Origin of the sequence: Shouchella rhizosphaerae (genome assembly GCF_900142675.1) — a bacterium.
GTDB classification, from domain to species: Bacteria; Bacillota; Bacilli; order Bacillales; family Bacillaceae_D; genus Shouchella; species Shouchella rhizosphaerae.
On record NZ_FRBS01000002.1, the window covers coordinates 209,141 to 233,962 of the forward strand.

At 44.1% G+C, this 24,822-nt stretch carries 24 protein-coding genes; 15 read left to right on the forward strand and 9 right to left on the reverse strand.

Annotated elements, in window-relative coordinates; all coding sequences use genetic code 11:
- Nucleotides 1–82: 82 nt before the first annotated feature.
- On the reverse strand, nucleotides 83–559 hold the full coding sequence (locus tag BUC05_RS07070; protein WP_063608963.1) for a GNAT family N-acetyltransferase: 477 nt from the start codon (nucleotides 557–559) through the stop codon (nucleotides 83–85).
- 200 nt (nucleotides 560–759) lie between these two features.
- Here BUC05_RS07070 and BUC05_RS07075 point away from each other — a divergent pair, with 200 nt between their 5' ends.
- Together BUC05_RS07075 and glnA are read left to right on the forward strand one after the other, a co-directional pair.
- A complete protein-coding gene (locus BUC05_RS07075) occupies nucleotides 760–1,233 on the forward strand; it encodes a DUF4064 domain-containing protein (RefSeq protein ID WP_063608964.1) in 474 nt (157 codons plus the stop codon).
- A gap of 149 nt (nucleotides 1,234–1,382) precedes the next feature.
- The gene (glnA, locus tag BUC05_RS07080; RefSeq protein WP_073304418.1) at nucleotides 1,383–2,741 is read left to right on the forward strand and encodes a type I glutamate--ammonia ligase; all 1,359 of its coding nucleotides are present in this window, start codon (nucleotides 1,383–1,385) and stop codon (nucleotides 2,739–2,741) included.
- A gap of 175 nt (nucleotides 2,742–2,916) precedes the next feature.
- Here the strand turns inward: glnA and BUC05_RS07085 are convergent, their stop codons facing one another.
- The 4 genes from BUC05_RS07085 to BUC05_RS07100 all read right to left on the reverse strand — a co-directional run bounded on the left by BUC05_RS07085 (nucleotide 2,917) and on the right by BUC05_RS07100 (nucleotide 7,616).
- Entirely contained in the window at nucleotides 2,917–3,903 is a 987-nt protein-coding gene (locus tag BUC05_RS07085; RefSeq protein ID WP_063608965.1) for a fatty acid desaturase family protein, read from the reverse strand.
- 49 nt (nucleotides 3,904–3,952) lie between these two features.
- The gene (locus tag BUC05_RS07090; RefSeq protein WP_073304420.1) at nucleotides 3,953–5,161 is read right to left on the reverse strand and encodes a trans-sulfuration enzyme family protein; all 1,209 of its coding nucleotides are present in this window, start codon (nucleotides 5,159–5,161) and stop codon (nucleotides 3,953–3,955) included.
- 59 nt (nucleotides 5,162–5,220) lie between these two features.
- Nucleotides 5,221–5,928 carry a B3/B4 domain-containing protein gene (locus BUC05_RS07095; RefSeq protein WP_073304422.1) on the reverse strand — a complete coding sequence of 236 codons (708 nt, stop codon included), beginning with the start codon at nucleotides 5,926–5,928 and terminating at the stop codon, nucleotides 5,221–5,223.
- A gap of 212 nt (nucleotides 5,929–6,140) precedes the next feature.
- On the reverse strand, nucleotides 6,141–7,616 hold the full coding sequence (locus tag BUC05_RS07100) for a MocR-like pyridoxine biosynthesis transcription factor PdxR (protein WP_063608968.1): 1,476 nt from the start codon (nucleotides 7,614–7,616) through the stop codon (nucleotides 6,141–6,143).
- Between the two features lie 118 nt (nucleotides 7,617–7,734).
- Here BUC05_RS07100 and BUC05_RS07105 point away from each other — a divergent pair, with 118 nt between their 5' ends.
- The 3 genes from BUC05_RS07105 to hutH all read left to right on the forward strand — a co-directional run bounded on the left by BUC05_RS07105 (nucleotide 7,735) and on the right by hutH (nucleotide 10,551).
- Nucleotides 7,735–8,466: an AzlC family ABC transporter permease gene (locus BUC05_RS07105; RefSeq protein ID WP_063608969.1), complete on the forward strand. Its 732-nt coding sequence runs from the start codon at nucleotides 7,735–7,737 to the stop codon at nucleotides 8,464–8,466.
- The gene (locus BUC05_RS07110) at nucleotides 8,457–8,786 is read left to right on the forward strand and encodes an AzlD domain-containing protein (protein ID WP_011248768.1); all 330 of its coding nucleotides are present in this window, start codon (nucleotides 8,457–8,459) and stop codon (nucleotides 8,784–8,786) included. The genes BUC05_RS07105 and BUC05_RS07110 overlap by 10 nt, the downstream gene beginning before the upstream one ends.
- A gap of 262 nt (nucleotides 8,787–9,048) precedes the next feature.
- Nucleotides 9,049–10,551: a histidine ammonia-lyase gene (hutH, locus tag BUC05_RS07115; protein ID WP_063608970.1), complete on the forward strand. Its 1,503-nt coding sequence runs from the start codon at nucleotides 9,049–9,051 to the stop codon at nucleotides 10,549–10,551.
- A 217-nt stretch (nucleotides 10,552–10,768) separates the two neighbouring features.
- On the opposite strand, the gene pdxK is transcribed toward hutH, so the two are convergent.
- A complete protein-coding gene (gene pdxK / locus BUC05_RS07120; RefSeq protein WP_063608971.1) occupies nucleotides 10,769–11,581 on the reverse strand; it encodes a pyridoxine/pyridoxal/pyridoxamine kinase in 813 nt (270 codons plus the stop codon).
- Nucleotides 11,582–11,773: 192 nt separating this feature from the next.
- Here pdxK and BUC05_RS07125 point away from each other — a divergent pair, with 192 nt between their 5' ends.
- The 8 genes from BUC05_RS07125 to putP all read left to right on the forward strand — a co-directional run bounded on the left by BUC05_RS07125 (nucleotide 11,774) and on the right by putP (nucleotide 20,213).
- Nucleotides 11,774–13,129, forward strand: coding sequence for a YjiH family protein (locus tag BUC05_RS07125; protein WP_063608972.1), 1,356 nt, complete (start codon nucleotides 11,774–11,776; stop codon nucleotides 13,127–13,129).
- Nucleotides 13,130–13,250: 121 nt separating this feature from the next.
- A complete protein-coding gene (locus BUC05_RS07130) occupies nucleotides 13,251–13,949 on the forward strand; it encodes a uracil-DNA glycosylase (RefSeq protein ID WP_011248764.1) in 699 nt (232 codons plus the stop codon).
- A complete protein-coding gene (locus tag BUC05_RS07135; protein ID WP_035205842.1) occupies nucleotides 13,939–14,979 on the forward strand; it encodes an AbrB family transcriptional regulator in 1,041 nt (346 codons plus the stop codon). The genes BUC05_RS07130 and BUC05_RS07135 overlap by 11 nt, the downstream gene beginning before the upstream one ends.
- 243 nt (nucleotides 14,980–15,222) lie before the next feature.
- Nucleotides 15,223–16,473, forward strand: a complete 1,251-nt coding sequence (locus BUC05_RS07140; protein ID WP_035205944.1) for an ammonium transporter — start codon at nucleotides 15,223–15,225, stop codon at nucleotides 16,471–16,473.
- A gap of 1 nt (nucleotide 16,474) precedes the next feature.
- Complete coding sequence (locus BUC05_RS07145; protein ID WP_084140034.1) at nucleotides 16,475–17,389, forward strand: DUF294 nucleotidyltransferase-like domain-containing protein; 915 nt, start codon at nucleotides 16,475–16,477, stop codon at nucleotides 17,387–17,389.
- On the forward strand, nucleotides 17,389–18,105 hold the full coding sequence (locus BUC05_RS07150) for a 3'-5' exonuclease (protein WP_035205945.1): 717 nt from the start codon (nucleotides 17,389–17,391) through the stop codon (nucleotides 18,103–18,105). Before BUC05_RS07145 ends, BUC05_RS07150 begins: the two co-directional genes overlap by 1 nt.
- 260 nt (nucleotides 18,106–18,365) lie before the next feature.
- Complete coding sequence (locus BUC05_RS07155; RefSeq protein ID WP_011248759.1) at nucleotides 18,366–18,662, forward strand: YwdI family protein; 297 nt, start codon at nucleotides 18,366–18,368, stop codon at nucleotides 18,660–18,662.
- Nucleotides 18,663–18,710: 48 nt separating this feature from the next.
- Nucleotides 18,711–20,213 carry a sodium/proline symporter PutP gene (gene putP / locus BUC05_RS07160; RefSeq protein WP_035205844.1) on the forward strand — a complete coding sequence of 501 codons (1,503 nt, stop codon included), beginning with the start codon at nucleotides 18,711–18,713 and terminating at the stop codon, nucleotides 20,211–20,213.
- Between the two features lie 81 nt (nucleotides 20,214–20,294).
- Here putP and BUC05_RS07165 read toward each other — a convergent pair whose 3' ends face one another.
- On the reverse strand, nucleotides 20,295–20,909 hold the full coding sequence (locus tag BUC05_RS07165; protein WP_035205846.1) for a GNAT family N-acetyltransferase: 615 nt from the start codon (nucleotides 20,907–20,909) through the stop codon (nucleotides 20,295–20,297).
- Nucleotides 20,910–21,035: 126 nt separating this feature from the next.
- Between BUC05_RS07165 and BUC05_RS07170 the strand changes: the two genes are divergently transcribed.
- Nucleotides 21,036–21,410, forward strand: a complete 375-nt coding sequence (locus BUC05_RS07170; protein WP_011248756.1) for a DUF423 domain-containing protein — start codon at nucleotides 21,036–21,038, stop codon at nucleotides 21,408–21,410.
- Nucleotides 21,411–21,446: 36 nt separating this feature from the next.
- Here BUC05_RS07170 and gerQ read toward each other — a convergent pair whose 3' ends face one another.
- On the reverse strand, nucleotides 21,447–21,908 hold the full coding sequence (gene gerQ, locus BUC05_RS07175) for a spore coat protein GerQ (RefSeq protein WP_035205848.1): 462 nt from the start codon (nucleotides 21,906–21,908) through the stop codon (nucleotides 21,447–21,449).
- A 20-nt stretch (nucleotides 21,909–21,928) separates the two neighbouring features.
- Nucleotides 21,929–22,360 (reverse strand): cell wall hydrolase, encoded by a 432-nt coding sequence (locus BUC05_RS07180; RefSeq protein WP_011248754.1) that lies wholly within the window; start codon nucleotides 22,358–22,360, stop codon nucleotides 21,929–21,931.
- Between the two features lie 433 nt (nucleotides 22,361–22,793).
- Here BUC05_RS07180 and BUC05_RS07185 point away from each other — a divergent pair, with 433 nt between their 5' ends.
- Nucleotides 22,794–24,545 (forward strand): ABC transporter ATP-binding protein, encoded by a 1,752-nt coding sequence (locus BUC05_RS07185; protein WP_073304426.1) that lies wholly within the window; start codon nucleotides 22,794–22,796, stop codon nucleotides 24,543–24,545.
- The last annotated feature ends 277 nt before the right edge of the window (nucleotides 24,546–24,822 follow it).

Consider the following 24,822-nt stretch of genomic DNA (forward strand, 5'->3'; position numbering starts at 1 on the left):
ACGTCTATGAAAAGGTCAATCACGATGCATGCATTGTTGATTGGCCTTTCCTTTTGTTTAGGCAAATTGTCTATTCACACAATTAGCAAAACGAAAGGGGCCGTGCCCATTGCTCTTCGGTCCGTTCTTTATTTGACAACAGCCGGACTCTTGTTTCTGTTCGCTCAAATCCATTTCGCTGATAGAGCTTTCGTGCCGCTGTGAGTTCGCTATTTGTCCACAGAATCACGGTCTCATAACCTGCTTCTTTGCAAAAATCAATTGCTGTTTCCAGCAACTTCTGTCCGTAGCCACACCCTCTTGTAGAAGGGTCAAGGAGAAACAAACCGAGCTGTGCCGTGTCATCGTCCGCCTCTTTTATACTAATGGAGCCTTTTTGTTTGCCGTTGATCTCTAAAATCCAGATGTTTTCTCGTGGATTGGACCTGTCCATAAACCCCGTTACACTGTCAGCAATAAAATCACGAAACGATAAGTCATATTGAAATTCGTTGTGATACAACTTGTAATGTGATTGAATGATGTAATCTTTGTCCGCTGGTTTAAACGTCCGTATCATCGTACCCCTCTTTCTGTGAAAGTTCTTTACTGTTAACATAGCACTAAAAATAGAACGAGACAAAAGGTTTCCCGTTGCTTCTTTCCAGATGGTCGATTATTATATTTTTGGCAAGGAACATGGTACGATAAGGATGAAACGAATAGACGAGGACATACGTAATACATATGTAATTAACTAAACATGAAAGGGTGTCAAACATGGTGAAACGAACTGGGGAACGTGTTCTTGGCATTATCGGCATAGTGTTGTTTATGCTCGGAACATTGTTTTTAGGAGGAGCTATGGCGCTCCAAGGCCAAGGCTTCTATGAAGACTTTTTTATGGAAATGGCCAATGAAGATAGTGAGCTGTGGGAAGGAGAGGAAAACCCGCCTATAGTCAGCCAAGAAGATGCTGCTGCGACTTCTGCGTTTTTTGAAGAACTCAATTTTGGAATGTACACACTTGCTTCCTTTATAGCGGGAGTTGCTGGGATTGTTGCGGTGGTCCTCGTTGGCAAAAAGCCCGTGGTTGCAAGCATATTGTTTTTAGGGTCTACACTTCTTTATGCGATTATGGCCCCTTTTACGCTCGCATTCATCATCCCATTCCTGCCAATGCTGTTGTATATTATTGCTGGAATTATGGCGCTTGTGCGCAAACCAAAACAGCCAGAGTTGACCGGACAGTAAAACCATCCAATTGGATGGTTTTGCCATTATTATCTGAATATTAGTGTGTCAGATAATCTGACAAATCGATTGCATAAAGGGGAGTGTCGTCATAAAGTAGAAAACAAGAAAAAGATGAACTGTTCATCTACTTTAGGGGAGTGTTAGAGATGACGACACAAGCGCCAACTCGTGAAAGCTTAATTGAGACGATCCGGGAAACGATTGAAAAGAAAAATGTCGAGCTGCTTCATATGCAGTTTGTTGATCTTGAAGGCATGCTCAAACATGTGACGATTACGGCAGAGCAATTGGATCAAGCTGTGAACGGCAAAACCATGTTTGACGGTTCTTCGATTACAGGTTTTACACCAATTAACCAATCAGACTTGTACTTGTCCCCCGACTTGACTACGTTTGCCGTTCTTCCTTGGACGGAAGAAGAAGGCTACTCAGAAGCACGTTTTTTATGCAGCGTGAAAAATCCTGATGGCTCTGATTTTGAGGGCGATCCACGGAACATTTTAAAAAAAACGGTTAAGCGTGCAGCCGACAAAGGCTACTCGATTAGCGTAGGCCCAGAGCTTGAGTTTTTCCTTTTCGACACGGATGAACATGGCGAACCGACGATGCGTACGCAAGACGCTGGTGGCTATTTTGAACCTTCTCCAAAAGACGACGGTGAAAAAGTGCGCCTCGCGATTTACAAAGCACTGCGGATGATGGGCTTCACGATTGAAGCTTCTCACCATGAAGTGGCAGTCGGCCAGCATGAAATTAATTTTAAATATTCGGATGCGTTAGGGTCTGCCGATGCAGCAACAACGTATAAATGGGTTGTAAAAACAGTTGCGAAACAATTTGGCCTCCACGCTACGTTCATGCCAAAACCACTTGGTGGAGCAAACGGAAACGGCATGCACGTCAATATGTCGTTGTTCGATATCGAAAAGCAAGAAAACAGTTTCTACAATGAAGACGATAAAAATGCGCTTTCCAAGACGGCCTATCACTTTATCGCGGGCTTGCTTGACAACGTCAAAGACTTTGTGGCAATAACGAATCCACTCGTTAACTCATACAAACGCCTCGTTCCAGGCTACGAAGCACCTTGTTACATCGCTTGGTCTGCTTCCAACCGTTCGGCGCTTGTCCGCATCCCGGCTACGCGGGGCCCTGGCACTCGTGTGGAAATCCGTTGTCCAGACCCATCCGCCAACCCTTATCTTGCTTTTGCGGTTATCGCCTCTGCTGGATTGGACGGCGTTGAGAACGAAATCGAATGCCCTGCGTCTGTAGATGCTGATATTTTCAGCATGTCTTCCGCAGAAATTAAGGAGCGGGCGATTGAGAACTTGCCAACAAGCCTTGAAGATGCGATTAATCGTTTTGAAACAGGTACTATTGGCCGCAAAACTCTTGGCGATCACGCGTTTGAAGAATACATTGAATTAAAACGCAGCGAATGGGATGACTTCCGTACGAGTGTGCATCCTTGGGAAGTTGCCTCTTACCAAAGCAAGTTTTAATTCGCCAATAGGGGAGCAATGGGCTCATTCCAAAACAATCCCGCACCACGCAAGCAGTGGTGCGGGATGTTTGTGTCCGCCATAACACCTTTTTCGTATGTCTATTGTCTGCTTGTCCAGCAAGGCTGTTAACGCGTAGGCGACCTGAGCCACTAACGTCCAATTCTCAGTACGCTTATTCTGCTTTTTTAGTTGGCCGATTTTCTCGGAAACGTAATCCGCAAATATCTTGAATGACACTATAAAAACCTGGTAAAAATGATTTGAAGAAACCGGTACAATGATGCGCTTCTCTATAGCTCTCATTCTCCATTAAGATCGTGTGCGCTTTTTTTAAACGATAATGGGGAACGGCTGGAAAGAGATGATGAACCAAATGATAATTATCGTGATGAGGATGGAGAAAGAAACGTTGTATTGGGTTCCCGAACGTATTTCTGCTTGAATAAAGCTCATGCGTGTTTTTTAAACCTGAATGTTCAGCCATCTCCGCCCAGTAGCGTATAATTTGAAACGTGGTCAATAAAGGAATAAACCAAAATAGGAAAAGCTCTAACCAAAAATCAAACACCACACTTAATAGCACGATAACTGGCCAAAATAAAGACTTCGCGACTTTTTCAGAGATTGGTTCTTCTTTGGTCAAAATATTAACTTTAATGGTCCCGTAAATGTATTTAGGAACGTGGGTTAACGTTAACGGTTTTAAAACATGTCTGAGGATGAATGAGCGAATGTCATCTTGTGGTTTATCTAACCCCATTAACGCATATCGTTTCGTATCTGGATCTTTTTGCTCATGCCATAAATGCCGATGATGCAAATAATGGGATTGACAGTAGGCAGTAAACGAAGTAAACACCGGAAAAGCTACAAAAAAACAGGCAATCCATTTATTCAGTATCTTATTCTTAAATAATTGAAAATGGCTCGCCTCATGCATAAGGTTGTCAAATGCCCTCATTCTACTTCCTATGATGGCTATAGATATTAAATACACCCACCACATAGGAAATGTTTGAACTAACGCAATCGCTCCAATAATGACAAGCCAGTCAAAAGCAATCGTGAACAAATTCCGCCAGTTATCTCGTTCCTGGAGGGCTCTCACTCGATTTTTAATATCTTTTGAAAAAGTAGCTTTTTCCAATTTGTGTTCCATTCATTTTCCTCCTCTCACTGCCAATTTTCACATGCGTGACGCCAATGCCTTATATTTTATCAAGCGCTTGGGATAAGTCGTCTCTTATATCCTCATATTCTTCAATTCCGACAGAAAACCTTATCATGCCATCTGTAATGCCGCCTTTTTCACGTTCTTCTCTCGGCAATAAATTATGTGTCATCGATGCTGGATGGGTAATGGTGCTTGCATACCCGCCTAAACTGACAGCCATCTTGTTTAATTTAACGTTTGAAATTAAGCCAAGCCCGCCATCCATACCATCTTTAAGTTCAAAACAAATCATGCCACCGCCGCCAGTCATTTGGTTAGTAGCTAGTTTGTATTGAGGATGGCTTTCAGAAAATGGATAAAACACTTGTCTAATTTTCGGGTGTGTCTCTAGAAATTGAGCTAATTTCAACGCGTTTTCGTTATGCTTTTCCATCCTTAGCCCAAGAGTTCGAATACCTCTACATAGCAGCCACGCTCCGAAAGGGTCTAGGTGCGGACCATGGAAAGAATATTTATGGCGAACTTTATCGATCAACTCCGTTGAACCAGCACATACACCTGCTACAACATCAGAATGCCCACCTAAATATTTTGTGGCAGAATGGACAACGATATCCGCGCCGTGCTTCAGCGGTTTTTGATTATAAGGTGTAGCAAATGTTGAATCGACTACAAAGACCGCATCGCTTTGTTCATGAACGAGCGTAGCTACTTTAGAAATATCTACTAAACTTAAAGTTGGGTTGGCGGGGGTTTCAGCAAAAACTAACTTCGTATTCGGTTGAATCGCCTGTTTATAGTGATGGATGTCACTAGAATCAATAAACGTGACATCAACAGATAACTGCTCTGCTAGAGACTCATGTAATATTTTCGTTTCTGAGTAACAGTTATGAACAGCGATAAAATGGTCTCCTGGATTTAAAAATGCATGTGTAATCATGGAGATAGCACCTAATCCAGAAGAAGCACAAAGCGCATCGTCCGCTTCTTCGAGGGCAGCAATCAAAGCTTCTAACTCACGTTCATTCCTGCTCCCCCACCTGCCATAAAATTCATCGGCCTTAATGTCTGCTGCCCGAACGGCGCCTTCGGAAGTAGTCGGGAATTCGAAAGCAGTGGACTGGCAAATAGGAGGACTTAAATGGCCTGATTTATTCCAATGATCCCCTCCATGTGTACAGGCTGTTTGAAATCCTAAACGATTTTTGCTTGTTTCGATTCCAGTAGCGATTGGTTTCATGATCTTTGCTCCTTTTCAACTTTGGGATAGTGTACATCACACAGGCCTAATAAACATTGTCATAGTTGGTACAGCGGCTTTTGTTTATCCAAACTGAAAAAGTCGATTGCAACGTCATTTTTTGAGAAACGGCTTATTAATTTAGACAGATCGGTTAACGCCAATTCTGCTCTGTTATCGCCCCCTTGTATTTGGTCAACAAAAAAGACAACATTTTTGGTCTTGTTCGTAGTTTGAGTATGGTCCGCATCACGGTGGTTCCAATAGACACATAAGATTGATGTTGCATCTGAATAGGCAACTACTTTTTCATCTATTTGTATAGGTTTATCACCGCCTATAGGAAGCATTTCTTCGCCTTTTCTCCCATACCTTAAAGAAATGCTCCCGGTAATGTTGTCTAGATCATATCCTCCCATACACAAACAATGCCTTAAAGATACAGCATTGTAGGCATCGACCAACTTATTAATACCGAATACCTTTTTTCCTTTAGACACTCTTTTATATAAACTTTCAAATGAACACAATACTTTGCTTGGTTTTACTCCCATATCACTGTAAACCGATCTCCAGCTTTGGATTTCGCGCTTTGCTAATGGACTGTCTGTGTTTTCATGCTCATCTATGGTACGATTCAGATAACGTTCAAGCTCTTCCGATTGGTCTGCTGTTCTATCAATCCCTTTTACTACCAATCCGGAAATAGTCAAGCCAGGGTAGCTTGTGAGCACTTTATCGGAAATAGCAATCTCTAAGTTAGCCAACGCTTTGTCCTCCATTTTCAGTTAATTTATTTTAGCTCAGGTAGACTATTACTAATTTATTAAAATGTCACATAGTTCTATCTTCTATTATTCTAGTATTTGTTGGGTATAACAGTATAGTTTGACATATAACAGTTAAACGTTCCTTTTTTGCTACTGGATACCCAGCAAAAAAAGCCATTCAGTGACTGAAAGTCTACAGAATGACTTGGTTAAACAAGAGGCATGTTTGATTCTTCATTTCGTTCTTCAATAAAGGCCGTAAAAATTTTACAAAGTGTCTTGATGCCCGTTTCTAATAATTGATCATCTACAGCAGCAAAACACAGCCGCAGATGATTCATGGCAGGTTCTTTAGGGTAGCAAGCAGATCCAGGGAGAAAGGAGATACCAAATTTCTTTGCTTCAAACAGCATTTGATTGGTATCGACCCAAGGGGGCAGCGATATCCAAATATTGACTCCTCCTTTTGGGAGAATCCACGTTACTTCCTTCGGGGCATATACAGTGAGAAGATCGATAACGCGATCCCTTCTTAATTTTAAAGCGATCCGCAGCTTTTTTATATGCTCTTTCATTCGATTCGAACGTAAAAAAGACAGCACCGCCTTTTGGTTTAATAGAGGAGTGCCTAAATCGGTAATAGTTTTGGCGGCTATGATTCTGTTCAAATTCGTACCAGAAGTAGCCATCACCCCAATTCGACACCCTGGAGACAGCGTTTTGCTTAATCCTTTCAAATAAATCACATGACCATACTCATCTAAGCTTTTTATTGGCAGCGGGGGTTTACTGTCAAAATAAATTTCACTCCAAGAATCGTCTTCGATTATAATAATCTCGTTCGATTGCGCAAAATCAAGCAGTAGTTGCCGTCGCTTTTTACTGAGCAATGTTCCAGTTGGATTTTGAAAAGAGGGGATTGTATAAATCACCTTTGGTTTATTTTTCAATGATGGCAGTAAATCCACTCTCATTCCGTTCTCGTCAACTGGAATCGATACAATCGATGCTCCTCTGCCTCTGAATACGTCAATTGCCGCCGAGTAAGTAGGAGTCTCGGTAACCACAACGTCTCCTGGACCAACAAAACTACGGGCAACAATATCAATGCCTTGTTGAACCCCATTTGTAATGACAATATCGTCTGGTTCAATTGCTATCTTTAAATGTTTTAAATAAGCGGACATTTCTTTTCTTAGCGTAATGTCTCCTCGTCCTTCTCCATAAGTAGAAAGTATATATGGTTCCTCCGAAAGGATCTGTATTGTTTCTTTTATGAGGTAACGGTTCGGAAGTAAGTTGGGCCATATCTTAGAGGAGGAAAACTGGATTTTTTCTTTCCCTGTATTAAATTGCATGTACTGAGCACGTGGCAAGTAATCAGTAACCGTTAATTGCCAATCATAAGATAGCAGCTTTTTTTCGTTTTCCGTTTTGCTTGTCCTGCTATTTTTTCGGACATAAGTCCCTAATCCTTGGACTTTTTCAATCAACCCTTGTTTCTCTAAATGGTTATAAGCTTTATTTGCAGTCATAAGACTTACTCCAGTTTGTTCTGCTAGTTTACGGACAGATGGTAACTTGCTTCCTTCTTCGAGCAAGTTGGAGCGAATCCGGTCAGCGATGTTCTCTTGAATTTGTTGGGCAATCGGTATGTCAGAATGCCGATTTATTTCTATTTTCAAAAAAACACCTCCATCTGTTATGTGTGTTTATTTACTGTTATACAGTCTTATTCTAAAATTAGTTTAAATGAATTGTAACATATAACAATTGACAGGTGGAGGAAGTGGAGAACAAAAAATGAAGGCGGAAACAAAAGAAAATCCTTGGCAGTCTACAGAAAAAAAAGCAGCATTTATGGATGGCGTCTATGCGTGTGTACCTACATTGTTAGGTTATTTAAGCATTGGTTTTGCTGCGGGTGTCGTTGCAAAAACGGCAGGTTTAAGTGTACTTGAAATTACATTAATGTCGTTATTTCTCTATGCTGGTTCTGCACAATTTATTGCTGCAAGCATGATCGGGGCTTCCTTTTCAGTCATTGCCATTGCGATTACGATTTTCTTTATAAACATTCGCCATTTGTTAATGACTGCTGCTTTAGCACCTTATTTAAAGAATCTTTCTATCGGGAAGAATATATTGATTGGTGCACAAGTAACAGACGAAACATTTGGCGTAGCAGCAAACCGTTTACCAAGTATGAACGGAAACCGGTTTTATTGGATGCTCGGGCTAAATATAACAGCTTACATCAATTGGGTATTAGCAAATGTGCTAGGAGGCCTATTTGGTGAACTGGTCACGGATATAAGCGCATTAGGAATCAATTTTGCTTTGCCTGCCATGTTCGCGGGTTTGTTAGTATTGCAAATGATCAGTCGTTCGAAATATGCCATTGATTTAACCGTTGCCTTGCTTGCCATTGTGTTGGTGATTGGTGTTCATTACTTGATCCCAGGAAGCTGGTCGGTCATTATTGCTACGTTAATTGCGACGACTATCGGGATGGTGATAAAACAATGGAAATAAATTCGTATATTTTATTGGTCATTATAGCCACAGCACTTGTTACCTTTATCCCACGAGTCCTGCCATTAGTTGTACTGACTAGAATGGAGTTACCAGCGTGGTTATTAAAATGGCTTGATTACGTGCCTATAGCGATTATCGCTGCATTACTAGGTCAAGAAATCTTCATTAATCAAGAGGGGAATATTTCCTTTTCGTTGTATAATTTAAATATTTACGCCATTATACCGACTTTTTTAGTAGCGATCATTTCCCGTAGCTTATTAGCCACTGTTTTATCGGGGGTGTTCACCATGATGATCTTGCAATATCTTTTTTAGTCTGTCGACTTATGGTGAGGCTTTCAGTTACCATCCAAAGCACGCTATTTTCTACCATTGACAATTGGACCATGTAAGCATAAACTGTATCCTAATAGTCGGAACTTTTGGAGAGGATCTTATGGCGATGCCACAGAGGCTCAATTCCATACATCGCCTAGCCTGTCATGTAGGGCACAGAGGCTGCCGCTTTTTGAAATCACCGGATTTCAAAGCGGCAGCCTCTTTTTTGTGGCCTTTAGTCTAATAGAGGGGTGAAGATATGGTTATTTTAACAGGGCGTTCGTTGACGCTGGATGACATGGAAGCGATTTTGTACAAAGGGGTGAAGGTAGGCTTAAGCCAATCGTGCATTAACGAGATTGAAGCAAGCCGTCGGGCTGTTGAAAAGATCGTCCAAGACGGACGAACCGTATATGGCATCAATACGGGGTTTGGAAAGTTCAGTGACGTTCAAATTGCCGCTGCCGATACGGAGGAGCTTCAACGAAACTTAATTTTATCCCATGCATGTGGGGTAGGCAGTTATTTTTCCGATGAAATTTCCCAGGCAATGATGGTGCTGCGGGCTAATGCACTCGCAAAAGGGTTCTCCGGTGTCCGATTAGAAGTTGTGGAAATGCTGCTCGAGTTGATCAATAAAGATATTTATCCGTGTATTCCTTCACAAGGGTCGCTCGGGGCGAGCGGCGACTTGGCGCCATTATCCCATCTAGCCCTTGTGTTAATCGGAGAGGGAGAAGTCCGTTATCGCGGCGAGTGTATGAGTACTGCATCGTGCTTTGCTAAACTCGGTATTCAACCTCTTACGCTGCAAGCGAAAGAAGGGTTAGCCCTCATAAACGGCACACAAGCGATGACAGCCGTCGGGGTTGTCGCTTACTTAGAAGCAGAAAAATTGGCGTATCAAGGGGAGCAGATTGCTGCGGTGACGATGGAAGGGCTTCAGGGCATTATCGATGCTTTCGATCAAGCCGTTCATGTTGCTAGAGGCTACCAAGAACAAATAGACGTTGCTGCACGGATGCGGCATCTTTTGCAAGGGAGTAAATTAACGACCAAACAAGGGGAGAAACGGGTCCAAGATGCCTATTCCCTTCGCTGCATTCCCCAAGTTCACGGCGCCGTTTGGCAAGCGCTCGGCTATGTAAAGGATAAGTTGCTTATTGAAATGAATGCCGCGACAGACAATCCTCTTTTGTTTGATGAAGGGGAGAAAGTGATTTCTGGCGGTAACTTTCATGGCGAGCCGATTGCGTTTGCGATGGACTTTCTTTGCATTGCGATGGCGGAGCTTGGCAATATTGCAGAGCGGCGCGTCGAACGACTCGTCAATCCACAGCTGAATGATTTGCCGCCATTTTTAAGCCCGGCTCCTGGGCTCCAGTCAGGGGCGATGATCATGCAGTATGTTGCAGCCTCCCTTGTCTCAGAAAATAAAACGTTGGCGCATCCAGCAAGCGTTGACTCCATTCCATCCTCGGCCAATCAAGAAGACCATGTCAGCATGGGGACCATTGCCGCCCGCCATGCTTTGCAGATTGTCGAAAATGTACGCCGCATATGCGCAATTGAAGCGATTTGCGGGCTGCAAGCTGTTGAATATCGGGGCATAGCGGCGATGGCTCCAGCCACAAAAGCCTTTTTTGTAGAGGCGCGCCGAGTTGTACCAACGATTACGGCTGACCGAGTATTTGCCAAAGATATTGAAGCGATGGCACAGTGGCTTCGCAATGGGGGAAAAGCAGCAGCAGTGCTTAGTTAAGAGGTGAAAAAAAGAAGCAGGGATGGAGCCCTGCTTCCAGACTGTAGCCAAACGCTCGCGTACGTCGTCGTTTGCCTCACTCATATGCTTGAAACTGTCGTATCATGCGCAAGAAAACCGCTGCTCATGAACCCACGTTCTATTTGCATCTTTCCTCGGCTGCACTCCTCGTCTGACAAGCGCTTTCTATCAGTCTGAATGATTTTGTTGAGACTGGTTAGTTTTGTTTTTCGTGGCGGTAGGCGCCGTGGGCAACGGAACCGACGTATTCGTTGAGTCTGCTGCCGTGCTTGATCGCGGCAGTGACAAAGTCTTTCGCTGTGTGGATCGCTTCCTCAACCGATTTGCCTTTTGCAAGCATAGCAGTGATGGCTGCGGCAAACGTGCAGCCTGCTCCGTGCGTGTAGGTCGTATCGATTTCTGGATTTTCAAGCAATGTGAAAGACTGGCCATCATACCAAACATCAACTGCTTGCGGGTGGTTAAGCTTGCTTCCTCCCTTAATGACAACATGGTCTGCGCCTAGTTGGTGAATCGTTTGCGCTGCACGTTTGACATCGTCGAGTGTCTCAATACGTTGCCCAGAAAGCTGCGTGGCTTCAAACAAGTTTGGCGTAACGACAAATGCTTTTGGTACGAGGACATCGCGCAGGCATGCATCCGTTTCTGGATTGAGCGCTTCATCTGCGCCTTTGCAAACCATCACTGGATCGACAACAACCTTGTTAACGCCATACTCTTCAATTTTGTTGGCAACAAGTTCAATGATTTCAATCGATCCAAGCATTCCTGTTTTAACCGCATCAGCGCCAATGCCTTTTAACACTGTGTCTATTTGTTTGCCGACGAGTTTGGCATCTTGGGGGAATACTTCATGGGCCCAGTTTTCAAACGGATTTTGCGCAACAATAGTCGTCAAGGCATTCATGCCATAAACGCCAAGTTCTTGAAATGTCTTCAAGTCCGCTTGGATGCCGGCACCACCGCTTGTATCTGAGCCAGCAATTGTTAATGCTTTATAACGTTCCATTTTTCTCTCTCCTTCCTTGTCCGTGCTTTCCATTATACTAAAGCATGGGCGTCCTTAAAAGCAGTGGCGCTTTTGGAAATGATTTCCCTTTACTGAGATAGACCTCCTGTAAAAAATGTAATAGCCTGGAGAGGGATAGTTGTGTATAATGATTCATGTTATCTTATTCTTATCCATTTCGGAGGTCCTTTTATGGGAACGAAAGTAAATGTAAAAAATACACTGCTGTTTGTACTGCCATCTCTGATTGGCATTGTGTTGTTTATGACTCCTTTTACGGTGGTCGAAGAAGGCGAAACGAGTGTCAAGCTGCCCGTAGCCCTTGCCGCTGATTGGCTAATGGCGCTTCTTACGGTAGACACGATTATTTTAATCACGGTCATAGCGATGGTCATTTCTGCGTTGTTATCGGTTGTTTTTTCCGTGAAAAAGAGAGGCAGCGAGATTAACACACTTTGGGAAGGCGTTTTTGCAACCACTCCTGGGTGGATCGTCATTCGTGTTGTCGGAGCTATTTTAGGAGTGATGGTGTACGTCCAAATCGGGCCCCAGTTCCTGATTTCCGGCGACACCGGCCAAGTATTGTTGAACGATCTATTGCCATTTTTGTTTACCATCTTTTTATTTGCTGGCATGCTGTTGCCGCTTTTGCTTAACTTCGGTTTGATGGAGTTTGTCGGCTCGTTGTTGAAAAACTTAATGCGCCCGTTATTCCGCTTGCCTGGGCGTGCCTCGATAGACTGTATTGCTTCTTGGATTGGCGATGGAACAGTAGGCGTCATGCTCTCGAACCAACAGTACGAGTCTGGGAAGTATACACAAAGGGAAGCAGCAATTGTCGCTTCGGCATTCTCTGTTGTTTCGATTACCTTTAGCATTTATATTTTATCGCAACTAGGCATTAGCCATTTGTTTTGGCAGTTTTTCTTTACTTTGTTTGTTGCTGGTTTTCTTGCAGCAATTATCACACCGCGAATTCCGCCGCTTTCTCGGAAAAAAGACACGTATATTGATGGCTCTCCAGGAAAACGGGAGCCAAAAGTGAAAGGCGTCTGGAAGCACGGTTTTTATGAAGCGATCAGCAGGGCTGAAACGAGCGCCAAAAGTGGTGATAACGCAAAAAACGGTTTCAAAAATGTGTTGGACCTCTGGTTTGGTGTCTTGCCTGTCGTCATGACGATTGGAACGCTCGCAGCTGCAGTAGCAACCTACACGCCACTGTTTGAATGGCTGGCTGTGCCTTTTATTCCAGTCCTTGAATGGATGAACGTGCCCCAGGCTGCCGAGGCAAGCAAAACGATTTTAGTTGGCTTTGCAGATATGCTGTTGCCGACAGTCCTTGCAGAACCGTTTGGCATCACCAATGAATTTACACTGTTTGTGATCGGCACACTGTCTGTCTCGCAGCTCATTTATATGTCGGAAACAGGGGGCGTCTTAATCGCTTCCAAAATTCCTGTCAGCTTTTTCGATTGTGTGTTGCTCTTTTTAGTTCGCACGATCATTACATTGCCGATTATTGTGCTCATGGCTCATCTTTTGCTTTAAAACCACTCAAACGGCTCGTATGGCCAGCGGAACTTCTCCGCTGGTTTTTGCTGTTTGGCAACATTGGCCATTAACGTTATGATAGATACAGAGACAACTAGATGAAGAGGAGGAACTGAACATGCCTATTCTTCGTAACGATTGGAACGATGTGATTGGCGGCGAATTTCAAAAAACGTATTACTTAGAGCTGCGTGAATTCTTGAAACGAGAGTACAAAGAGCAGACGGTCTACCCCCATATGAATGATTTGTTTAATGCTTTCCACTATACGCCGTTTGAACAAGTGAAAGTCGTTATTCTTGGGCAAGACCCTTATCATGGCCCAAACCAAGCCCATGGATTAAGTTTTTCTGTTAAACCGGAAGTGGCTGTCCCGCCATCGCTCAAAAATATGTATAAAGAATTACAAGACGATTTGGGCGTTACGCCTGTAGACCATGGCTATTTACAGCCGTGGGCCGATCAAGGCGTGCTGTTGTTAAACACTGTGCTCAGCGTTCGTAAAAGGCAGCCAGGCTCCCATAAAGGCAAAGGCTGGGAACTGTTTACGAACGAAGTCATTCACGCTTTAAATAAACGGGAAGAACCAGTTGCATTTGTGCTGTGGGGAAGGCATGCCCAAGCGAAAAAAGAGGCGATTGATGCAACACGCCATTTGATTATCGAGTCGGCCCACCCGAGCCCTTTTTCTGCAAATCGAGGTTTCTTTGGCAGCCGCCCGTTCTCAAAAATCAACCATTGGCTGCAGGAACAGGGAAAAGCTCCGGTCGATTGGCAGCTGCCTATGAAAGCAGAGCTCTATTCTTATGGGAAGTAAACTCGTTTTTCTTGCTGTATCTTTTGCCGTTGGCTGGGTGGTGCAAATGCTTGGCATGCCGGCAGGTTGGTTGCTTGGCGCTTTAGCAACGGGCATATTTTGGTCTTTTTTTGTCCAAAAGCTCATCTTTAAAAGCGAACTGTTCACTGTTTCACTTGCGTTAGTCGGCATTTCTATTGGGTTTATGGTCATTCCCGAGGAGCTATGGGCATACAGAATGTTGCTGCCCGCTTTTTTACTGACGTTGGCATTGACTCTTGCAGGGGGGATCTTACTTGGAAAAGGCTTTGAGAAGTGGGCGCATACGACAGGGAATACAGCATTCTTTTGCTGCCTGCCAGGGGGTGCCTCAGAAGTCATTGCTTTAAGCGAGCGTTACCACGCAGACCAGCGCATTGTGGCGGCATTCCATACAACTAGAATTACGTTGTTTGTGCTCGTCGTTCCCCTTCTAGTCGGCCTCGCTACAGGAGGAGGCGTGTCGCTGCCAGCTGCAGTGACACAGCCATTTGCAGCAGATGCCTGGCTTGTTTTTCTCGCGTTGCTTGGTGCAGTGGTCATCTTTTGCTTAGCACGCTTTGTCACGTTTCCAGGAGCGCCGATGTTTTTAGCAATTGCCCTTGGCTTTGCCATCCACCAGCTGCTTGTGCCTGAATATAGCATGCCTAATATTGTTCTTGGTAGTGCTCAAGTGCTGATCGGCTCGTTGATTGGCATGCGCTTTGACCGGAAAACACTTAAGGAACTTAGCCGTATCGGTGCAGCAAGTGCAGCGGCGTTGGCGCTTTATGTTGTAATGAGCGTTGGGCTAGCGCTGATTTTTTTCGTGCTTACGCCGCTGCCGTTTTTTACAAGTTTGCTAGCGATTGTGCCAGCTGGGGCTGCGGAAATGGCTTCGACAGCAGCTCAGCTAGAACTAGACGCGACCGCAGTAGCAACACTGCAAATGCTGCGCGTGCTTGCCTTATTCATCGCTTTGCCGTTTCTGATCAAATTATTTGCTAAGAAGGAAAATCAACACGCTTCTTAACAAAGGAAAACCTCCGGAAACATACGTTCTCGGAGGTTTTCAGCCTTAACGATCATTTCCAGCCCATTCGTCTTTACGCCTCAGTGAAGCTTTGTTTTATAGGTCTTCCGTAGCAGGAAATAATCCTATCTCCTACAAAAACAATGTTAGATATCCTGACATACTTATAGAACAATTCTGACATCAGATTATAATGACGATATAAAACAAGGGCTGGGGGGAGACGAATTGGAAACTGTACTTATGGATAATTTATGGCTAACCATTTCCGCAATATTAGTTCTTCTTATGCAAGGCGGTTTTATTTTGCTTGAGGCAGGCTCAACTCGGATGAAAAATGCCGGTCATATCGCAGGTAAAACGATTTTTACGGTCGGTATCGCTTCACTTGTCTTTTGGGCCGTTGGTTATGGCTTTATATATGGGGACGGCAATCCTTTTATTGGCATGGCTGATTTCTTTTTTGGCAACTATGCAGATGGTGTTGGTTCGGTTGACTTCTTCTTCCAACTTACGTTTGCTGCAATTGCGTTAACGATTGCCTTTGGTGGTTTTGCTGAACGGGGGAAGCTTGCCGCATACGCGATTTTCGCTGTATTGTTCTCTGCCTTTGTTTACCCGCTCGTCGCACACTGGATTTGGTCAGACCAAGGCTGGCTGGCTAATTTAGGAAAGCAAGATTTTGCCGGTTCCACAGTCGTTCACTTGACGGGTGCAATGGCCGCTTTAGCAGCTACATTGATTTTAAAGCCACGTCTTGGCAAGTATGACAAAAATGGCAAAGTCAATGACTTGTTTGGCCATAACCAAGTGTATACCGCCCTTGGCGTGTTGATTTTGTGGGTAGGTTGGTTTGGGTTTAATGCCGGTTCGACTGGCGGCGTCGCTGATGCGTTCTTTGGTTATGTAGCACTAAATACACAGCTTGCGGCTGGAGCCGGTACCATTGCAGCACTGTTTCTTGTTTGGGCACTTAATGGAAAGGCCGACGTGCCGACGACATTAAACGGAACGCTTGCAGGCCTCGTTGCCATCACTGCTTCTTGTGCATTCGTTGCGCCGTGGGCTGCAGTCCTTATTGGCGTCATTGGCGGATTGATTGTCGTCGTCAGCATGAATATGTTTGATAAACTTAAAATTGACGATCCTATTTTTGCCTTAAGCGTTCACGGTGTTGCTGGTGTATGGGGGACTCTATCAAACGGACTGTTTGCCACGCCTGAATTAGCAGAAATGAATGGCGGCCTGCCTGGATTGTTCTATGGCGGTGGTTTCGAACAGCTTGGCGTCCAACTATTAAGCGTCGTTGTTTGCGGTGTGTTTGCTTTTGTCGCTTCTTACGTATTGTTGTTCATAACAAAAGGGCTTCTCGGCGGAAACTTGCGCGTTACAGAGGAAGAAGAAATTCTAGGGCTCGATATGAGTGAGCACGGTTCTTACGGGTATCCTGAAACTGTCCAGTCTGAAAAAACGTCTACGCAAACAGGTTCTTAACATGAGCAAACCATTTGCCTATGCAAAAGAACTGCAGGCTTACCATGAACAAAAATTACATGCTGCTGTTTCGGCTGCAGGAGAAGAAATAAAAAAGGAGCTGGGAGAATTCCCTGCTCCCTTTGCCTTTTTTGTTATGGGCAGCGCGGGGCGCAAGGAGCAAATTTATGACAGTGACCAAGACCACGGCATTGTTTTCAAAGGAGAAGATGATCGCCATTTGTCCTATTTTTTAACCTTTGGCGAAAGGATTGTGACACAGCTTGAAGCTGCCGGCTATGAACGTTGTGTTGGCGGCGTGATGGCCTCATGTGAACGGTGGTGCGGTTCAGCCGAAAAATGGTCTCAACAGCTGCAACATTGGCTCACAAAAGATACGTTTGAACATGTGCGCTATGTACTCACATTTTTCGATGCCCGGACAATTCTAGGAGAACATGCCTTTGTTTTAGGCTTGAAAAAACAATTGTTTGCCCAAATGGAACGCTCTCCCCACTTAATGAAACGGTTTGCTGACAATACCGGAAGAATGCCGCAAGTCCGCAATTTATTTGGGCAGCTCCTTGTTGAACAGCGCGGTGAACACCAAGGGGCCTTAAATGTGAAAGAGCAAATTCTGTTTCCGTATGTCAACGGCATGCGCTTGCTCGCTCTTCAGCAGCGCATGATGGCTACGTCAACTTTAGAACGATTCGCGGCTCTTCCGCCGGGAAGCGGTTTTGAGGAAGCTGAACGCTCTTTTGCCTCCTTATTTGAACAGCGGGCTTACTGGATTAAGCAGTTTTCTTCTTATAAATACATTATCCCTAGCCAATTGACAAAAGAAGAACGCAATGACTTGAAAACATGGGCAAAAGAAGGGCGCCGCCTTTATGAAACAATCCAGAAAATCGTTGAGGCAGGCGGAAGCAAATGATGAATAACATGATGCAATTTATGCGGCAATTATCAAATCGCTTCGGGTTCGCCATGTCGGCAGCAGAAACGGGGAATGCCGCCCAAATGGCGCGTTTCCGCCGTTTTCAAAAGGAAGCCCAGCTCGATGTCCTCCACATTCCTTTTGCACAGCTCCCGATCGTTGTATTTGATTTAGAAACAAGCGGATTCCATCCAGACCAAGGCGATGGCATTCTATCGATAGGGGCCGTGAAAGTAACTGGAAATGAAGTTCACAACGATCATTTTTATGAGACGATTAAACCAAAACAGCCTCCATGTGAGGAGGTGCTGCGCCTGACCGGTTTGTCTTTGCAGGAGCTAGACCATTCTCCGCCAATTAATGACGTGTTGCTACGATTCTATGACTTTGCTGGCGCAGCCACACTTGTTGCACACCATGCCGCCCATGAGCGCAAGTTTATGCGCCATGCGACATGGCAAGAGCTAGGCCGTACGTTTACACATCGGCTCATCGATACAACGTTTTTAACAAATATAACCGCCGCCCACCAGCAGTTTCAAACACTTGATGAATGGTGCGATGCTTATGGGATAGCGATTAGCCAACGCCACCATGCTTTAGCGGATGCACGTATGACGGCCAAGCTTTGGGCGAAACATATTACACTGGCAGAACACGCGGGCTATTATTGCCTCGGGGATATTTATAAAGAGCTTGCTCTAAGAAAATAAAGGGAGCAAGCTCTTTTTGGAGAATAAAAGAAGAAGAATGAGAATCGTTGCTGTTTCTAGCGAATTAGAGAGGTGACCTAGCATAACCTGGAGAAATGAAAACGAACTCGTTTTTCGCCGTGAAAACACGATTTTCTTTAAGGCAATGCACCATGCTATGATGAATAAGTTGATTTCATCATGAGCGAACGTGGCGGTCTTTCCTTTTACAAGCCCCACGTTGCCGCATTCGTTTTTCCATGATGAGAAAGGAGGCGTTTATGCATATACACGCAGAAGATGTGCTGTTGCAAATGGAACGGCAGATGGGGAGAATCGCGAAAGCCGTTAAAGACAATGACGGGGATGAATTAAAAGAAGCGGCTGCTGTGTTGGAGAGCTATTGCCAGTTGTTAAAAGGGCATCCTCTTGAGTCTAGGTTACAGCAAGAGAAAACAAAGCCGATTTCGTATCCATTGCCTGTTCAAAAGCGAGTTCCGGAAACGAAGGAACTTGGTTCTCCTTTGGCCGAAACGGAAGGTGAACAAGAGGAAAAGCGAAATTTACTTGATTTTTGATAAAGTCGCCCTCTTAAAAGAGGCTGCCTTTTAGTAGAAAGGATGTAGATGCTCATTCGTTATGAAATTATTGTTTCCGTTATAATTTATTTGCTGATTATGCTAGTGATTGGCTACTATGGCTATAAAAAAACAGTAAGCCATTCCGATTATACGCTCGGTGGCAGAGGTCTTTCGCCAACAGTTGCGGCGTTGAGCGCAGGCGCTTCTGATATGAGTGGTTGGTTAATGTTGGCTTTGCCTGGTTCGATGTATTTGACAGGCATTGGCGCCGGCTGGCTGGCATTTGGCTTAATTTTAGGCGCTTATTTAAACTGGGTTTTTCTTGCTCCAAGGTTGCGCACTTATACAGAAACGGCGAATGATTCGATTACCATTCCAGCCTTTCTAGAAAACCGATTTAATGACACATCCAAACTATTGCGCATGCTGTCAAGTTTGATCATCATTGGCTTTTTTACGCTCTATGTTTCGTCAGGCATGGTATCCGGTGGTGTCGTATTTGAGTCGGTGCTTGGAATAGAGTACCGGACAGGGCTTATGATTGTGGCAGGAGTGACGATTGCGTACACGCTGTTTGGCGGTTTTTTAGCAGTGAGCTGGACAGACGTTGTCCAAGGCGGCGTCATGATGTTGGCGTTATTGCTTGTGCCAGCTTTCGCACTGGCTGAGGTTGGCGGGGTTTCAAGCACCTTTGTGCAAATCCGCGACATCGATCCGCTTTTAATGGATATCTTCCGTGGCGTGTCGGTTATTGGCATTATAGGGTCTCTTGCTTGGGGGCTTGGTTATTTCGGGCAGCCCCATATCATTGTCCGGTTTATGGCGCTAAGGACGGCGAAAGAGGCAAAACCGGCGCGGCGCATTGGCATGACTTGGATGGTATTGTCTATTGTTGGCGCCATGTTTACTGGCCTTGTCGGCAGAGCTTATTTAACAGGGGAAGGGGTTTTCTTAGAGACAGCAGAAGCCTCGGAAACGGTCTTTGTTGTTATGGGCGATATGTTGTTTCACCCATATGTGATCGGCTTTATTTTTAGCGCCATTCTTGCTGCCGTAATGAGTACGATTTCCTCGCAATTGCTCGTCACATCCAGTTCACTGACCGAAGATATTTATAAGACGTTTTTAAAACGAAAACCGAGCGATCGTGAAATGGTCATGCTTGGACGCGGCGCGGTTTTAGTCGTTTCATTGGTCGCTTTAGCTTTATCTTGGCAACAAAACAGTACCATTCTAGAGCTTGTCAGTTATGCCTGGGCTGGATTTGGCGCTGCTTTTGGACCTGTGATGTTGATTGCTCTTTACTGGAAAGGGATGACGAAATGGGGAGCGCTGGCAGGTATGGGTGCTGGGGCGCTTGTCGTTGTCATTTGGGCCAATACGAACCTTTATGCATTTCTTGGCATGGATGAACGAGTTTATGAGTTGTTGCCTGGCTTTATTGTCGCTGCCCTTGTGATTTATGTTGTCAGCAAGCTGACAACCAATCCAAAACAAGTCCAAGAAGGGTTTGATGTGTTTAAGCAGCGGCTCGATGAAACCAAGTAATAGGACCGAGGCAAACGACGAATTATGCGATTGTTTGTCTACCGTCTGAGCCCCGCCGATGTTTAGGCGGGGCTTAAACGTTTAACGGCCAGGAGGGCGCCACTCCACAAAAACGCCATAGTTCAACGATTCTGCGTCTTCTACATAACCGTTAAGCACATGGGTAGGAGTGAGCCCTTGCTTTATCATAAACGAAAGGACTTGGTCGCTGCGCTTGCCGTTTTTTACTTCGGAAACGTATTGTTCCGGTCCAATTTCTGTTGAAACGGCATGATAGCCAGGAATGCGGCAGACAGCGGCAAACCGTGTTAAACCGAGTTGGAGAACCGTCTGCTTGCGCGCTTCATAGAGTGCTGCGGCAACCCCTTTGCCACGGTAACGAGGACGGACACATAAGTCAATGCCATACAGTGTGTCTCCGTCAGGTTGGTGGGAAGCGCGGATGAGGCCGTTGTCGCTTATTTCTTCCCATGTATGAGAGCGGTCGGCGTTACGGACAAGAAGGGAAGTGGCCGAACCAGCGACTTCGCCATTGACTTCAGCAAGCAAAGCGCCTGCTGGGAAAACAGTTGCGTGTGCTTCGACTTGTTCTACGGTCCACCATAACTCTGAAGGAAACGGCGGCGGAAACGCTTCTTTTTGGATTTGCAGCAACGCTTCATAATCGGCTGCGCTATAGCGCCTAATCGCAATCACCAATCGTTCATCCTTTCTTCACGTTTCATTCAATTATACCATTTTCTGCATTGCGCATGGCGTGTTGCTAGTAAGGAACTATGCTATAGTGAAAGCATAAACGAAACAAGTGGAGGTGATGATAGCGTGGCAAAACTTTTTTTGCTGTTGGGCGCACTGGCGATGGCACTTGGTGTAGCGATTGGCGCATTCGGCGCCCATGGACTTGACGGAAAAATAAGTGAGCGGATGATGAGCAACTATCAGACTGGTGTTCACTACCACATGGTGCACGGGCTTGGCTTAATTGCAGCCGGCTTATTTGCTCTTAAACTAGGCAGCTCTGGGCTTGTGAATGGAGCAGGCTGGGCGTTTTTAGCCGGGATCGTCCTATTTTCAGGCAGCCTCTATGTCATGGCATTAACGGGAATCACAAAGCTAGGGGCGATTACGCCAATTGGCGGCGTTGCATTTATCGTCGGCTGGGTATTGCTAGGGTTGGCAGCAATGCGGCATTTATAACTAAGAACGGCTGAGCAACGCTCAGCCGTTCATTCTTTAACGAGGCGGGTATTGAGACAAGCCTGGTTCATATCCATACTGGTATGTATAGGCGATTGGCTCATCAAATGTAACGAAGTCGAGGTTGACCATTAACAGCAAGTAATGCTCGCCTGTCTCGGGGTTTCCAAGTACAATGTGGTCGCGCCCTGCCTCTTCAATCCTGCCGCGAAAGACTCGCGCATTCCATTCGCTATTGCCCTCAAATGTTTGATGGACGGTTACAAATTTGCCCCGGTTTAAACGCAAAATGTTTTCAATGAACGATTGTTCTAACGGCAACATGCCTCCTTGCCCAGCAGGCGGAGTTTGTTGTTGCTGCACAAAACCAGGCACTTGGTACCCTTGTGCTGAAAATTGCGGTTGTTGCACCATTTGTTGTTGCCCTTGCCCTTGGCCTCCATATTGGCCGTATCCTTGTTGCTGGCGATTGGCTTCATTCTCATCGTATGAATACATGTTTGCCACCCTTTCTATCCTTAAAATGTGCTAAACACTTCGGCGCACTCTGCTTCGAGCGGCTGGTAAAAACAGTGGTTTTTGAAACGCCCGGCATTCCATTGCCCCCACCATTGCGCCGGACAGGCGCCTTCAGGCCGGAAAAACCAGAGCGAAAAGCTGGCTGGGTGGGTTCTTTCCCCGTTTACGAGCCGCCGCGCCAAGCGCCGTTCCCGTTCTCGTGCCCTTTGATAAAAATAGCTTTTCTGAACCGCCTCAAATCCACCAGGGGATTGGAACGCCATTTGCGGAATTGTTCTTACATTTGAGAAATCAAGACAGTCGACGCGGACACGGTTGACCATCACATTTCCTGCCATCAGCATGCCTTCTTCGCCTTCACCTTCTGCCTCTGCTCTTATTAGACGGGCCAGCATATCAATATCATTGGTTGATGCTTGAATAACAGCCAATTTGACACCTCCACTTATGAATGCACGCAAGTTGGTGAACGGATCGATCTGCCAACAATAAGAAAAGCTTAAAAAACGGGGTTTATGCTTAAATCGAGTCGTTTTTAAAGATATGATCGGGCAATTAAGAATATGCCCTAAACGAGAGATCGAGGCTTGTGTGGATTTTTTACGTTCCCTTAGGATGGAACGTTTGCAAAGGGCCATTTATATTATCGCAACAAGCTGCCTTATTTTTTTACGACCAGAAATGCGGTCTCTTTTAACTTCTGCTTGATGGATCTACTACAATGAAGCTACCCCTTAAGATTCTTAGTGTTCTGCCGAAGAGTTAACCAAAATGAGTTATCGTTCCAATAAGGGTACGATCTAAATATGGTAAGATAGTGTCGATAGCTCATGTTGCCGTTTTTTAAATGAAAGAAGGAAAAATATGTTCAACAAAAAAATGTTAGAAATTATAAAGTATACGTTACCAATTAAAAGCAGAATTGCTCTTTCAATAGCGTTTATTCTTTCAATTTTAAGTGCAGCAATTGGTTTGTTTTCTCCACTAGTTGTAAAAGATTTTGTAGATCAATTTTCTAATCAAGTGATAGATTGGAAATTAGTTATTCTTGTAGGTGGCTTACTAATTATTGATAGTGTGTCTTCTACAGTGGCTTCTTCTATAATAAGATTTACTGAAGAAAAGGTAGTATATCTATTAAGGGAAATCTTATGGAGTAAAATTTTAAAATTACCGGTTTCTTATTTCCAAAAAAATAAGTCTGAGTCTCTGGTCAGCCGCTTAACCGACGACGCAACATTAATCTCGTCCATTTTGACAAAAGATTTGATAGACTTTGTTATGGCTTCTATAGCAGTTATCGGTTCAATAGTAGTTTTAATCTCCATTGACTTCTGGTTAACTATACTAGTCTTAGTCCTTGTACCATTTACTTTTATCTTAGTAATTCCACTTTTTAAAAGGATAGAGTTTATTAATTATAGTAGGCAAGAAAAATTGGCAGAGGTTACTGTGTTTTCTTCGCAAATATTAAGAAATTTTAAGATTGTCAAAGCTTACGGTAGAGAATTGGATGAACAAGCTCGAGGAAAGAATTTCTTTTCTAAAATGTATCAGTTGAGTATAAGAGAGGCAATTATTGATTCTGTAGTTTATCCAATATTAAGTGTGATTGGTTTTGTAATAATTGCCATAGTAGTTGGATTTGGCTTCTGGCGTTTAGGATCTGGGGATCTATCAATGGGTGCATTAGTAGCTTTTGTATTATATTTATTCCAGGTCATTGTACATGTTGCTGGCATTGGAATGAATATTAGCTCTTATCATGAAGCTAAAGGTTCCTTGAAAAAGTTGTTTGAGATTCTAATGGAAGACGAAGAGAGTAAAACAGAGGTTAATGAGGAAGTGAGTCTTCCCTTTAATAATGTCCAACTTAAAAATATTAATTTCTCATATAATAAAAAGGATAACATCATCAGGAATCTGTCCCTAGATATTCATCGCGGTGAAGTGCTTGCGCTAATTGGGGAGAGTGGTGCAGGGAAATCAACAATAATTAATCTACTGGAAAGATTTTGTGAACCGGACTCGGGCGATATGTTGATTGATACTATTTCATATAAGAATATTTCTCCAAAAACGTGGAGAAGAGGATTTAGTTTAGTTTCGCAAGATCCTTCATTGTTTGATGGAACAATTAAAGAAAACATTCAATATGCAAATCCAGAGGCAACTGATGAAGAAGTTATTTTTGCTGCAAAACAAGCTAGTGCTCATGATTTTATTATGAAATTGGATGATGGCTATGATTCAGATATCGGAGAATACGGAAACTTTTTATCTGGGGGGCAAAAGCAAAGAATAGCAATTGCTCGAGCTTTTTTAAGGAAAAGTTCGTTTGTCTTACTAGATGAGTATACCTCCAATGTTGACAGTGATACTGAACAAGAGTTGATTAAAGCAGTTTCGCAATTAAGAGGAGAAATGGGTTTTGTCATCATTGCTCATAGACTTTCAACTGTAGAGGGTGCAGATAAAATCGCAGTAATTAAAAATGGAGAGTTAGAAGATATTGGAACTCATGAAGAATTAATGAAGCGGAACGATTACTATGTAAGGGTAATAAAAGAACAAACCAACAAAGGCAACGATAATCTAGATGAGATGCAACGTTGAACATAATCAATTTTATTATTTCGAGAGGCAACTACACATTTAATTGAATGGAGTAGTTGTCTTTTTCAATTCCTGTGTTGGGATTTAAATATATATGAAATGAGCTAACTTAGATTACGAAACGAAATCACTTGTTTAGAAATTGTTAGAATTGAGCCCTATTGCCGAGGAGCACTGAATCGAAGGGTAACTGAAGCTTACTTGTCTCCACCGAAACGCGATTCATTTTTTACTTGCACAGAAAGAAAAGGTGTGTAATACTGTGTATGTAGATATA